The following is a 14,288-nucleotide window of genomic DNA, read 5'->3' on the forward strand; positions in this document are numbered from 1 at the left end:
ATAATAATATTAATTATTCTAATGATTATACTCATCATATAATACAGCTTTATGCTATGGGTAAAGTACCTTTCTTGGATAATCAGCTTTGGCTTAATATGCTTGGAGAGTATACTTGGAGAGATAATGATGCTCATTATTTAAGATTTGAGTTAGGTCTTGAATGGAAAATGCTTAATATTGCTATACGTCCTTTATTTTATATACCTGTTGATAATGATAACAGAAATAGATTTGATAAAAGTAAAGATTTATTTTGTTTAGAATATAGTGCTTATGTAAAATTTGACCCTGTTTACTTTGGTTTTCAAGGCTCAACTGATGGAAGATACTATATTGCTATGAAGGCTTTATTTTAGTTTCTAAATTTATAAAAGAGCTTACCGCACGGTGAATAAAATTTTGTTCGTAAATTAATTAGAAATACAAATTTAATTAAAAAACAAAATCCGCTTACCGTGCGGTAAATAGATTTTGTTCTTAATAAAAACTTGGGCGGGCGTTAACATTCCTAATTAATCAATAAAAAATAATTTAAATTAAAATTTCAAAATATGCTATAAAAAATAAAGGGCGGGGTATGTAATTAAAATTTTATCCATACTCCCCACCCTCTAGGATTTTTAAATTATATGATATTTTTGTATTACTTTTCTTTTTTATTTACACTGTAATATAAATTCCCACCCTAGTTGTTTTTAAATTTAAAAACCTATTAACCGCACGGTAAATAAAATTTTGTCCGTAAATTAATTAGAAATGCAAATTTAATTAAATAAAAAAATTCGCTTACCGTGCGTTATAACGCTTATTTTATTCTTTATATATATATATTGACATAAAGATTAATTAATATATCATTCAAATAAAATTACTAGGAGTTTATAGTTTGAGAAGTTTAAACCTAAATGAAGAAATACTTAATTTTTATTTGATAGATGATTTTAATACAGAAGATAAAAATATTATAGTAAAAGAACTAGAAAATAGATTATCAAATATCAAAAACTTGGAGCTTGAAATAGGAAGCGGAAACGGTAAATTTATAGTAGAGCTTGCTATGAACAATAAAGATAAATATTTTGTAGGAATAGAATATTCTTTTAAGGCAGCCAAAAAAGCAATATCTAAAGCTTATAAAAGAGATATAAAAAACCTTACTATTATATTCGGCGAAGCTAATAATGTAATAGATAATTATATTAAAAATAAATACTATTTTGATAAAATATACTTAAACTTTCCAGACCCTTGGCCAAAGAAAAAACATGCACATAGAAGAATATTTAATAAAGAATTTTTAAGTAAAATGCATCCGCTTTTAAAAGATGATGGTATATTTTATTCTGTTACAGATGATGATAATTATGCACTTGAAATAATGAACCCTATATACAAGGAAGATAGTAATTTCAAAAATATTCTAAATGAAGATTATGTTCATAGTTTGGAAGGATACGGCGTTACACTTTATGAAGAAAAAATGAGGGCTATAGGGCATAATATATATTTTTTCGCACATAAAAAGTCTTGATATATAATTTTTATTGATATTTTTATTTAAATTCATTATATTTAAAATAGTTTAAAAAATGAATGAAGGTAAAAAACAATGAATATAAGCAATGAAAAAAAATCTAAATATATGATAATAGAAGGAATAGTATCAGTAATTATAAATGTATTATTATTTGCATTTAAATATATAGTAGGAATGCTTACAGGCTCACTTTCTATAATGGCAGATGCATGGCATTCATTAAGCGATTGCATAAGTAGCATTATAGTTATCATAGGCGGAGTATTTTCTAAAAAACCAGCAGACAAAGAACATCCTTTCGGTCATGGCAGAATAGAGCTTATAACTAGTTTTATTGTTGGTATTATGCTTGTGTTTATAGGCTATAGTTTCTTTTCTGAGGCTATAAAAAATATTCTAAATAAAAAAACTGCTTCATTTACAATAATAGCCATTGTTGCTATGATAATTTCTATTGTAGTTAAAGAATTATTAGCACAGTATTCACTTTGGGGATATAGAAAATCTGGCTCAAAATCATTGTATGCAGATGCTTGGCACCATAGAAGCGATAGCATTACTTCTATAATCATACTAGTTGGTATATTGGTAGGAAAAAATTTATGGTGGATGGATAGCGTATTAAGTATATTAGTTTCACTTGTAATTTTTTATGCCGCTTTCGATGTTATAAAATCAAGTATAGAGCCTTTAATAGGAGAATACCCTTCAGATGATATTATTAAAGATATTAACAGCATAGCTAATGAACTTAATATAAATAATGATAATTCAAATCTTCATCATTTTCATATACATACATATGGCGACCATACAGAGATAACATTCCATATGCGTTTTCCAAAAGATATGACTGTAGAAGAAGCTCATAATAAAGTAAGCGTTTTAGAAAAATCTATAAGAGATAAAATGAATATAGAATCTACTATACATATAGAATGCTATAAGAATTAAATATATTAAAATATAATTTTATTTTTGTTTTTATTATATTTTATATAAGAAACATCATTTATAAATTGTTAAATAGCATATTTGAAACATTTTAAGCATATCTATTTAACATAATATATATTTATTATGTTACCTTATGTTACAATAACAATAAAAAAAACTAATTAAAAATTAAAAACTTACGATAAGTAAAGTATTAGTAGTAAACTATTTTTTAAGGAGCATAATAATGTCAACAAGCTCATTTTTTGGCATAGAATTAGGTAAAAGATCCCTTCAAAACTTCAAAACAGCATTAGAAGTAACAGGACATAATATAAATAACGTAGCCACTAAAGGATACAGCAGACAAAGAGTAGTAATGCGTACATTCGATAAGCCTTTAGAAGAGCCTAGTCTAAACAGAGCAGAACGTGCAGGACAAATAGGTCAAGGTGCTGAAATAACTACAATAGAGAGATTAAGAGACCAGTTTATAGATTCAAAAATAATGGTAGAACTCGGAAGCGATGGATATTGGAAAACAAAAAACAATTATTTACAGCAATTAGAGGCTATATATAATGAGCCTGGTGAATATAACTTGAGAAATGATTTGGATGCATTCTGGGACGCTTGGCAGGAGATGAGCGTTAACCCTGCTGAAAGAGGTACAAGAATGACATTAGTAGAGAGAGCTGATAGAATAAATAACTCATTCAATCAAATGTATAATCAAATGGATTCCATGAGAAATAATTTAAATGCTCTTGTAGAAAATAAAGTTAATAGAATTAATGATATAGCTAACTCTATTAGAAGCTTAAATACTGCTATAGTTAAACAAGAAGCATTGGGTCAGAGTCCTAATGATTTATTAGACAAAAGAGATTTATTATTAGATGAATTATCTTCTTTGGCTAATGTTGATATAAAATCTATTGACCCTGATGAAACAATGATTTACATAGGAAGCCGTTCATTAATACAGGGAAATGTGGTGAACAAATTAACTTTAGAGAGAAGTGCTCTTAATGAAGGCATGTTTGATGTTTATTGGGAAAATGACCATGTACAGCTTAATTTACAGGGCGGAGAATTAAAGGCTTTATTAGAACTTAGAGATGTGGACACTGTTGATGCTATAAATGATTTAGACACTTTAGCTATGAATTTAGCTGACAGTGTAAACGAAATACACAGAAGCGGTTTTGGTTTAAATCAGGAAACAGGAGTTGATTTCTTTACTATGAATAAACAAACTCCTTCTGTTATAGGAAACTATGATTTAAATAATGACGGCACTGAAGATTCTACTATAATGTTTAAGGTGAGCGGTGTAAATAGTGTTGATATTAATGCTAGTATAGGAAGCTCTGGAACATTGGTATTTGGAAGCAAAACAAGAGAAGGTGCTGATGTTGCTATAGATTATACTGCACAAATGAAAGTTGGGGAATTAATAGACAGAATAAACTCAAGCGATGCTAATGTATCAGCTTATTTAGATGATAATAACAGACTTGTATTAAAAGCTAAAGGTTTTGATGATTATGTTAAGCCTTCATATTTTATTAAGCATATAGAAGATTCTGGAGACTTTTTAGTTGGCATATCTGGTTTATTAAATCAGTCTGGAGCTAATGGTGCTTATAATTGGCAAACTACAAATCAGGTTAATCAATTAGCTGGAGATTTCAGAAACTTTACTGTAACACCAGAAAAACACCCTGCTGCTGCAATTAGTGTAAATGATATTATAAGAAATGATGTTAATTATATAGCAGCTTCAAAAGGTATAGATACTACAGGCAATGGTTTCAATGATAAATGGAATGGCGTTGGTGATGGTTCTAATGCTTTGGCTATAGCTAATTTGAAAAATAAAGAAATAATGGTGGATAGCAAATCTACATTTAATGATTTTTACACTGGAAGTATTTCTCAAATAGCTTCAAGAACAGAAACAGCAAATTCTGAAAGCGAAAAACAAACTATTGTTATGGAATATCTTGAAAAATTAAGACAATCAGTTTCTGGGGTTAATTTAGATGAAGAAGTAGCACAAATGGCAATGTATCAGCACGGATATAATGCCTCTGCAAGAGTTGTTAGTGTTATGGATCAGCTTCTTGATGTGGTAATAAACAGAATGGGTGTGTAAAACATCTTCTAAAAATACAATAAACAAAGCGGTATCTATTTTTATGGATATCGCTTTTTTAATTTAAGTATTGTATAATTAAATATTGTATAATACTAAAAAATATACTTAGTTATTCCGAGATTAGTAGTAATATAGTAGGAGCATTTTAAAAAATGAGTATAAGACTTCGTATCACTTTAATGATATTTGCTGTAATGGCTTTTGTTGCTATTAGTTCTAACTTCTTAAGCAGCAACCTTAATATAGAAACTTTCTATAAAGTTATTGATGATAATATGAATAATAATTTCAAAATCATAGCTAATAACTTTGAAAATAAATTCTACGCATCTCAAGAAGAAGTCAATAAATTATCATATAGGTCCGCCCTAACATTTAATACAGTAGATAGAAGAACTGATACATATTTAAACGATAATGCTTCAAACTTTTTAATGCAAAATATTAATGAATCAAATCCATATATTGATAGAATGTTAAGTATTCTATTTATACCAAATTATACTTTAGGTTTTAATGAGCTTCCTAAATCATATAATATCAATACAAAAACAACTAATTTTACAATTATAACTAATGATGCAAATGGAATATGGAGCAATTTAAATACTTATTCCCCTACAGATGTATATTATAAGACTTTTTTGTCTTCTATGTTTAATAGAACATTATTTAATATATCTAAAACTATTATTGAAAATAATACTATTATTGGTGTTGCTAATGTTGCCTTGTTTTTTGACTACACTAATACTAGCGAAATAAAAAATATTTTTGATATAGATTCATCTGAATTATTAATTATTAATAAAAATGATTTAACTATTATTAATTCTAAAGATAATAGATTAAATAAAAGTAAACTTGATATTATATATCCTGTTTATTATCAATTATTCAATTCAAATTTAGCTAAAGATGAAATAGTAACAGAAAATGTAAACATATACGGTAAAGATTATAGAGTTTATATAAAAAGCATATCTGATGTTTTAAATATAGTTATGCTTATACCTAATTCTTATTATGATTCACAGATAAGTTATATGAATAGGTCTATAGTTTATACTATTATTATGGTATTTGTTATATCTGCTATTATAATAGGATTTTTTATAAAATTAATATTCTCATCATTAACTAGAATCTCTGATATAGTAGGCGATTCTATTAATAATAAAGATTTATCCGTTGATATACCAGAACTTTCAGGAGGGGATGAGGTATCAGAAATAACAAGATGGATGGGAATATTAAGTGGTAATTTCCAAGCTACTATAGCAAGTATCAAAAAAATAATATCTATATCTAAAAAACAAAGTGATAGATTTACAAACCAAATATCTTCAAATGCTGATATAATAAATAATATAAATGATTCAATAGAAAATATTAAAACTAACATTAACGAAGAATTAAATAACTTAGAAATAGTAGAAAACAGTAATAAAAATATTTTGGAATACATAGATATTAACTCTAATAATATAGATGAAATAGATAGAGATACTAAAGAACTTCAAGAAAAAATAATAAAAGAGGGCGACAGCATAGATCAAATATCTGTATCTGTAGAACAAATGTCTAAAACTATAGAAGGTATAGATAATATAATATTTAATGCTTCTAATAAGGCAAAAGAATTACATATAGCTTCAATGAAAAGTAAAGAGAAAATGCAAGCTACATCAACAGCCACAAGTGATTTAAGAAATGCTTTAGGTTTTATATCGAATTTCGTAAGTTCAATAAGAAACATAGCACATCAAACAAACTTACTTGCTATGAATGCAGCTATCGAGGCAGCTCATGCTGGTAAATATAGTTCTGGTTTTGCTGTAGTTGCTGAAGAGATAAGAAAATTATCAGAAGTTTCAAACGAACAAGCTGATAATGCTAATAAAGTATTACAAACAATAGAAGAAAAAATAATAGTAACAAGTAATGATTTAACAGAGTCTACTGCACAATTTGATATGTTGGCTAGAGATGTACAAGAAGTTACAGAGATAATGGGAAGCGTACACAACTCTTCTGTTGAACAATTAAAAGCTATTAATGAAATAGTTAATTCAATTACTACAATATCTAGTTCAAGTGATAATATTAAAAAACAATATATCAATGTGGCAAGCAAATTAGGAGATATAAAAAATAATATTAATACTTTAAATACTTTATCTGTTAGTGCTTCTAAATCTATGGCTAAGCTTAGAACTACATCAAATGCTATATACGAAAATATTGATAAAATATATTCTAACTCTAATGAGCTTTCTACTTATGCAAACACAATGACTAGATTTGCAAATGATAATAATAAAATATTAACAGATTTAAATGACGAAATATCTAAATATACTATAAATACAAAATCCTCTTCAGCAACTACAACACAAAGGGTAAGAGGAATATCTTTAATAATATTAAAAGATTTTGTAAGAGAGAAATTTGGAGAAGATGGTTATCAAAAATGGCTTACTGCTATGGAACCTGCTTCTTCACTAATATTTAAAAACGATATATCTATAAAAGAATGGTATCCTTTTATGGCTGGTTTCCATAACCCTCACAAACTTGTATGTGATTTGTTTTATGATGGGGATAATGCCGGTATAAGAGATATTGCTGAATATCACTATAGTAGACTTATACCTAAATACTTTAATATAATATTATTATTCGTGCCTAGATATTATATTTTACGTTATGTGGCTGAGGTAATATTTAAAGAGATACATGACCCTGTTAGAATTGAAGTTATTAAAAGCAGAAAAAGACTATTAGTAGCTCATATGAAAAACTTTACAGGAAACCCTGAAATATTGGAGCTATCTTTAATGGCTTGGTCTTCTTTACTATTGGGTTCTATTACGCACGTTAAATCTTCTTTAGAGATAACTAAATCTATTAAAGATGGAGAACTTTATACTGAATTCGTTTTAAAATGGTAAATATTAATCTATTAAATATTTTGATATTTTTGATATTATACAATATAATATATACAAAAAAAATTAGGAAATTATAAAAGTGACTACTAAAAGCAATTCGTATACTTCTGGAATAATTATATTAAGCATTTCTGCAGCTATGCTTTTAACTTTGGCTTTTCCCCCGCTTAATTTCTTCCCTATGGCATTTATAGCTCTATTTCCACTAAATATTATTATATATAAAGCTGATAAAATTAGATATTATGTATTATCATCTTTTTTATTTGTAATAGTATTTTTTGGTTATTTGCTTGTATGGGTGGCAGCTTTTATGCTTAAAGAAACAGAGGCTACTGTTTCTTTTTTAGCTTTATTTACAATATTATTTTTGCTTACTTTGCTGTTTTATTTCCCTGCTATGATAATAAGCGGTTATCTTTCAAAAACTTTTCCTAATATAAGATTTTTAATAGTGCCTGCAGTGTTTACTGTTATGGAATATATGAGAAATGTTGGATATTTAGGTTTTCCTTGGGGTATTATAGGTTATTCTCAGTGGAACTTCATTCCATTCATACAAATAGCAGATACTATAGGTGTGCTTGGCATAAGCTTTTTAATTTATTTATCTAATGCTATTATTACTCATTATTTAATATTATATGTAGAAAAATCTGAAAGCATAAAAAATAACAAAAAAATATCAGACAAAAAAGTTTTTCTGCCAGCTATAGCAACTGTAGCAGTATTTTTCATTGTTTTGATATATGGTTTAATAAAAGTAAATTATATAGAGGCAAAAAGAGTTTCTATGCCTAAAACCAAAATGGCTCTTATACAAAAATCTTTTGACCCTAATATTCCTTGGAACAGCATATATACAGGAGAGCCTTATAAAAGAAACTCACCAGGTATACAAGGACTTGCTGAAAGGTTTTTATTAAAATCAGAAAAATTCCAAAGTGAAGAGAAACCAGACGGATACACTCAAAATAGCACTATATCAGTAAAGAGAATATGCAAATTGGCAACAGATGCAGCATTATCAAAGCCTTCTTTAATAGTATACCCAGAATCTGTAACAATGGATTCATACAATTATTATCTATCTCGTTATGGAGAAATGTTTCAATACGGTATGGCTTCAAACTCAACATACCCTGCAATTTTTAATACATATCTTTTATATAATACAATAAAAAATACTCAAACTCATCATTTATTAGGCACAACAATTATAGAAGAAAATACAAATGAAAATGCATATAATCCTTATAAATATTATAATGGAATAGAGTTTATAAATGAACAAGGAAACATTATTGACAGCTACAAAAAAATAAAACTTGTTCCAGGAGGAGAAGCTTATCCTTTTCAAAATAATAAGTTTCTTCTAAACACTTTCCCATTTAAAAACATCATAGCTCTTATATATGAACAATTTGATAAAGCAGGAGCTAGCAGATGGGAAATAGGCGATAAAATCTCAGTATTTGAACATCCAAATGGCTACAGATTTTCTGGTATAATATGCTATGAAAGTGCTTTCGGAGATTTTGTAAGACAGTTTGCATATGACGGAGCTCAAACTATAGCAGTTATCACAGAAGATGCTTGGTCTTACAGTGATAACTCTTTACTTCAGCATTTTTATATGTCTGTGTTTAGAGCAATAGAAAATAGAAGAGATATAGTACATAATGGAAACTCTGGTGTAACTGGACATATATCAAGTAGCGGAAAAGTAATATCTACTCTTCCTTTCTGGAAACCTGATTATATGATTGCTAATGTAGCTTTAAATGACAAGATTACAATATACACTAGATTTGGTGAATGGTTTGTAATATTATGTTTTATTGGAATAGTTGCTTTATTCATCATAAAATTAAGCAATGTTATCAAAAATATTTATAAAAAAGTAAAAGATAAAATATACAACCAAATTAAAAAAACTAAATTAAAAAACAATAAAAAAGATATTAAATATACAGACAATGAAAAACATATTTATGATATAAATAAAAAAGAAGAAAATACTCAAAGCATATTTGACCAAAGTACTTCAGAAATATTTAATACTTTAAACGAAATTATAGAGGAAGATGAAAAAAATAATAAATAATTTTGGTGTATTATGGGATTATTTATCAATATATTAATAGCAGAAGATTCTAACGAAATCTCTGATAATATAAAAAAAATACTTCTGAAAAATCCTGCTGTAAAGATAGATAATATTGTAAATAATGGCATAGATGCATACAAAACTATGATAAATAAAAAAATAGATTTTGCATTTGTAGAATTTAATCTGCCAATGATGAGTGCTTCTGAACTTCTTAAGCAATTAAAAAAAGATAATATCAATACTAAAATAATAGTATTATCAACTACAGATAAAAATGATGATTTAAATAGCAGAATACTTAATCTGGGAGCATTTAAAATAATAAATAAGAATGCTAAAACAGAATATATAGAAAATGAAATATCAAATATTATAATAAATAAAAATATTAAAAAAGAAGAAGAAATAAAAATAAATAAAACAAAAATAGATGAAAACATAAAAAATAATTTATTTAGAAATGCTGTTATCCCTAAAAATACAATAAATACTTTTCCATATAATATAAATAGAGTAAGTGATGTAATAAAAAAAATAAACTATTCTGATTTTAAAAATCCAAAACTCATAGCAATAGGAATATCAACAGGCGGTCCTAAAGCATTAAGGAGTTTAATTCCATCTATACCAAAAAACTTCCCAATTCCAATATTAATAGCACAGCATATACCAAAAGATTTTTCATTTTCATTAGCAAAAGGTTTAAACGATGTATCACAGATTACAGTTAAAGAAGCAGAAGATAATGAGGAAGTTAAAGCGGGCTTTGCATATATTTGCCCAGGTGAAAACAATATGGGTATATATTTAGATAATGATAATATAAAAATAAAATTAAGACCGGATTTAAAACTAGATTTACCCTATATACCGTCAGTTAATCATTTATTTAATACAATTAATGATAATTTAAAAGACCAGGCAATAGCTGTAATAATGACAGGTATGGGTAATGATGGCACTAAAGGAATGATTAATTTATATAATAACAAAAATCTCACCATAGCACAAAATAAAACTACAAGTACTATATTTGGTATGCCAAAAAGTGCTATAGAAAACAATGCTGTTCATTTTATAATATCGCTTTATGATATAGCAGATTTTTTAGTTCAATATACAACAATAAAATTAAAAGGATTATATTAAAATGAATAAAAAATTTTTACTTATTATAATAACTATTTTTGTACTAGCATCTTGCAAAAAAGAATATAAAGCAGATTCAGAATATGGTGCTTATATGTTTGAAAAGTATATATCAACATTAATATCTGCAAAAGATACTTTAGAGTTTACATCAAACATTGTTACTAATCTAGATGAAAACACTGTAAAAAAAATAAATGAGATGTATGTATTATATGAACTTACAACTGCAGATATTATAGAATCTATAAAAAATAGAGCTTCTATATATCAGAGAATATTTTCAGATGATGAAGAGGCTCTTTGTAATTATTTGCCTAAAGACGGCGGGTATTATGATGTAGCTATAACTTATAGAGAATATGATGATATAAAAATAGCACAGATAGAATATCCTTCTTTTAATAAAATCTCTAAAAACTCTATTGAAATTGTTGGAATATATTTAAATGATAAATGGAATATTTTAACTATAAACTTTTTTAATTAAAAAATAATATATTTTTAAGGATAACAAATGAAAAAAATCATTTTAATAATAATAAGCTTATTTACTGTATCTTGTCTTGATGATGTTAATACTATTAAAAAAGAAAGTTTATTTTCTTTTTATACAGAAATGAAAAATGAAATAATAAATGAAAACATAAAATGGTTAGAAAAAAACTCTAATATAGAAAATATAAACAATATAGAAAATATAATATTAAAAAATAATGACTCTATTAAAAATATGCTATCATTAAATGACGGAGAATACTCTGCTACAATAAACTACATAACAGCTGATGCTAATCAAAATGACAGAGGAAGCTATATTATAAGAAATACAAAATTAAGTCCTACTTATTACTACATAAAACTAATATACGAATCTTCTAAATGGAAAATAGAAAGTATAGATAAATTACCTATAAACAATTAACTTTTTATTTCTGATATTTTTACTTCTTTTACTTCTTCAGTGTTAGAAACTTTTTTTAGAGTCATTTTTTCTCTATCAAACTCAGCAATATAATAATTATTTCTTAAAGCTAAAACTATATCTTTGGCACCACTAATACCATCATTTTTTTTATAAGAATCTATCATAATCTGTAAAAGAGAGATTGTTGAAGGAAAACCAATATATGCTATTGCCACACCCAAAGAAGGAATTGTAGCTAATGATGAAACTAATACACTTTTTCCTTTACTTAAAGTTTTGGAAGATATAATTGCTGTTACTGCAACTACAACTCCTCCGATAAGTAAACCCCAAGCTATTTTACCTGTGTTTTTGATATTAGATATTTTTTTTCCTAAAGAAGACTCTATATATATAATATCTTCATCTTGCATAATAGCATCAACTATATCGCTTTCATTTTTGCATATAATAATTTCATCTCTATTCATAATTTACTCCTCTATTATTATATAATAATTTCATTAATAAACAAGATAATGAACTTTTTTTTATTAAATATCAATTTGATTTTTGATAAAAAAAATATTATTATATAAGTATAAAATTTTTTGAGGATTAATTTATGTATAAGATATCACAATTAGAAGAACTATTAAAAAACAACAAACTTGATGAGCAATTTTCTAATATATATGGTGCTGATAATAACACCATTAAAGAAGCTTATATAAGATTAACTTCAGCATTAAATCATTTTAAAAATATAGATAATAGTCAAGATATACATATATTTAGTGCTTCAGGAAGAACAGAATTATCAGGAAACCATACTGACCATAATAACGGATGTGTATTGACTGCTTCTATTAATTTAGATAAATTAGCTGTGGTATCAAAAAGAAACGATGAAAAAATAGTTATTTACACAGACTATTCTGATAATCCAAACTACATAAATATAAATGAATTAAATATAAATAAAAATGAATATGGCAAATCTAGTGCTTTAATTAGAGGGGTATGTGCTGGGATAAAAGAAAAGGGATACAAATTGGGAGGTTTTACCGCTTCTATTACAAATAAAGTTTTAATAGGAAGCGGACTTAGTTCTTCTGCCAGTTTTGAATCTTTGGTTGGAGAGATAATTAATGCTCTTTATAATGAAGATAAAATATCAAAAGTAGATATTGCTAAAATTGGACAGTTTGCTGAAAACAAATATTTTGGAAAACCTTGCGGGCTTATGGATCAGATGGGATGTTCTATTGGCGGTATTATGGCTATAGATTTCAAAGATAACAATAATCCTAAATTAGATAAAGTGGAATATGATTTTGAAAAGGTTGGATATGCTCTTATGATAGTAGATGCTAAGGGGGATCATAGTTCGCTTACTAATGAATATGCCGCTATAAGAGAAGAGATGAATTTAGTTGCAAGATATTTCTCTAAAGAAGTATGCCGTGATATTACAAAGCAACAATTATTAGAAAATGCTTCAAACATAAGAAAAGAGATTGGAGACAGAGCATTTTTAAGAGCTTATCACTTTATTACAGAAAATGAAAGAGTAGTAGAGCAGATAAACTCACTCAAAGAAAACAACATAAAAAAATATATTAATCTTATGAATGAATCTGGTCTTTCTAGTTTCATGTATCTTCAAAACTGTTATTCCATCACAAGCACTAAAAATATGGGAGTTGCTTTAGCTATTGCTATGACAAAAGATTTTCTACAAAATGATGGTGCTGTAAGGGTGCATGGCGGAGGTTTTGCCGGCACTATTCAAGCTTTAATACCATTAGATAAAGTAAAAGAATACACTGACTTTATGGATAATATATTCGGTAAAGGCTCTGCAATGAAAATTAGAGTAAGACAAAGTCCTGTTTGCGAAATTTAAAATATTATAATATTTTTGTTTTTACAACATACTCTGGTCTTTTCTTAGATTCATTAAACATATTTGCTAAATATTCACTTATTACAGACAAAGAAATTAATTGAGCTCCACCCATAAAAAGAACTACTATTATTGTAGAAGCCCAACCTTTAACTAAAACACTAGGATTAAATAAATACAAATAAAACACCCTTAAAGAAAAAACTATAGCAATAAATATAGAAATTAAACCTAAATACAATGATATTCTTAATGGTCTTGTAGAAAATGATAGTATACCTGTAGTGGCTAATCTTAACATTTTCTTTAATGTATATTTAGTTTCTCCGGCAATTCTAGCATCTCTTTTATATTCAAAAGGTTTTTGCTCAAATCCAGTCCAACTAATCAAACCTCTAATATACTTAGGATTTTCAGAAAATTGTTTATACGCCTCTATAACTTTTTTATCTATTAATCTAAAATCTCCAGTATCAACAGGAAATTTAACTTCAGAAAGTAAATTAATAAATCTATAAAACATAGCTGCTGTTATTTTTTTAAAAAACGTTTCACCTTCTCTTGATATTCTTTTACCATATATAATAGGAGTTTTAGTTTCTTCATACATCTCTAT

11 protein-coding genes and 1 pseudogene are annotated in these 14,288 nt (G+C 26.6%); 10 read left to right on the forward strand and 2 right to left on the reverse strand.

The annotated features are described in order from the left end of the window. From E6A48_RS04975 to E6A48_RS05015, 9 genes and pseudogenes are all read left to right on the forward strand, one after another. Nucleotides 1–359: pseudogene (locus E6A48_RS04975) on the forward strand (hypothetical protein); the annotation flags it as partial. 530 nt (nucleotides 360–889) lie between these two features. Continuing rightward, nucleotides 890–1,534, forward strand: a complete 645-nt coding sequence (gene trmB / locus E6A48_RS04980) for a tRNA (guanosine(46)-N7)-methyltransferase TrmB (RefSeq protein WP_219708950.1) — start codon at nucleotides 890–892, stop codon at nucleotides 1,532–1,534. A gap of 78 nt (nucleotides 1,535–1,612) precedes the next feature. Then, nucleotides 1,613–2,494: a cation diffusion facilitator family transporter gene (locus tag E6A48_RS04985; RefSeq protein WP_219708952.1), complete on the forward strand. Its 882-nt coding sequence runs from the start codon at nucleotides 1,613–1,615 to the stop codon at nucleotides 2,492–2,494. A gap of 229 nt (nucleotides 2,495–2,723) precedes the next feature. Beyond that, nucleotides 2,724–4,637: a flagellar hook-associated protein FlgK gene (flgK, locus tag E6A48_RS04990; protein ID WP_219708953.1), complete on the forward strand. Its 1,914-nt coding sequence runs from the start codon at nucleotides 2,724–2,726 to the stop codon at nucleotides 4,635–4,637. Between the two features lie 155 nt (nucleotides 4,638–4,792). Further along, complete coding sequence (locus tag E6A48_RS04995; protein WP_219708955.1) at nucleotides 4,793–7,594, forward strand: methyl-accepting chemotaxis protein; 2,802 nt, start codon at nucleotides 4,793–4,795, stop codon at nucleotides 7,592–7,594. Between the two features lie 139 nt (nucleotides 7,595–7,733). Further along, complete coding sequence (lnt, locus tag E6A48_RS05000; RefSeq protein WP_258018545.1) at nucleotides 7,734–9,701, forward strand: apolipoprotein N-acyltransferase; 1,968 nt, start codon at nucleotides 7,734–7,736, stop codon at nucleotides 9,699–9,701. A 12-nt stretch (nucleotides 9,702–9,713) separates the two neighbouring features. Continuing rightward, the gene (locus E6A48_RS05005) at nucleotides 9,714–10,856 is read left to right on the forward strand and encodes a chemotaxis protein CheB (RefSeq protein WP_219708956.1); all 1,143 of its coding nucleotides are present in this window, start codon (nucleotides 9,714–9,716) and stop codon (nucleotides 10,854–10,856) included. A 1-nt stretch (nucleotide 10,857) separates the two neighbouring features. Next, nucleotides 10,858–11,346, forward strand: a complete 489-nt coding sequence (locus E6A48_RS05010) for a hypothetical protein (RefSeq protein WP_219708958.1) — start codon at nucleotides 10,858–10,860, stop codon at nucleotides 11,344–11,346. A 27-nt stretch (nucleotides 11,347–11,373) separates the two neighbouring features. Next, entirely contained in the window at nucleotides 11,374–11,781 is a 408-nt protein-coding gene (locus E6A48_RS05015; RefSeq protein ID WP_219708960.1) for a hypothetical protein, read from the forward strand. Here the strand turns inward: E6A48_RS05015 and E6A48_RS05020 are convergent. Next, complete coding sequence (locus tag E6A48_RS05020) at nucleotides 11,778–12,254, reverse strand: hypothetical protein (RefSeq protein ID WP_219708962.1); 477 nt, start codon at nucleotides 12,252–12,254, stop codon at nucleotides 11,778–11,780. The two genes, E6A48_RS05015 and E6A48_RS05020, sit on opposite strands and share 4 nt — an antisense overlap. Nucleotides 12,255–12,388: 134 nt before the next feature. On the opposite strand from E6A48_RS05020, the gene E6A48_RS05025 reads away from it, so the two are divergent. Further along, nucleotides 12,389–13,672: a galactokinase gene (locus tag E6A48_RS05025; RefSeq protein WP_219708964.1), complete on the forward strand. Its 1,284-nt coding sequence runs from the start codon at nucleotides 12,389–12,391 to the stop codon at nucleotides 13,670–13,672. Between the two features lie 4 nt (nucleotides 13,673–13,676). Here E6A48_RS05025 and E6A48_RS05030 read toward each other — a convergent pair. Continuing rightward, nucleotides 13,677–14,288: glycosyltransferase (locus E6A48_RS05030; RefSeq protein ID WP_219708966.1), on the reverse strand; the 612-nt coding region annotated here is incomplete at its 5' end.

Origin of the sequence: Brachyspira pilosicoli (genome assembly GCF_019402445.1) — a bacterium.
Taxonomy (GTDB): Bacteria; Spirochaetota; Brachyspiria; order Brachyspirales; family Brachyspiraceae; genus Brachyspira; species Brachyspira pilosicoli_B.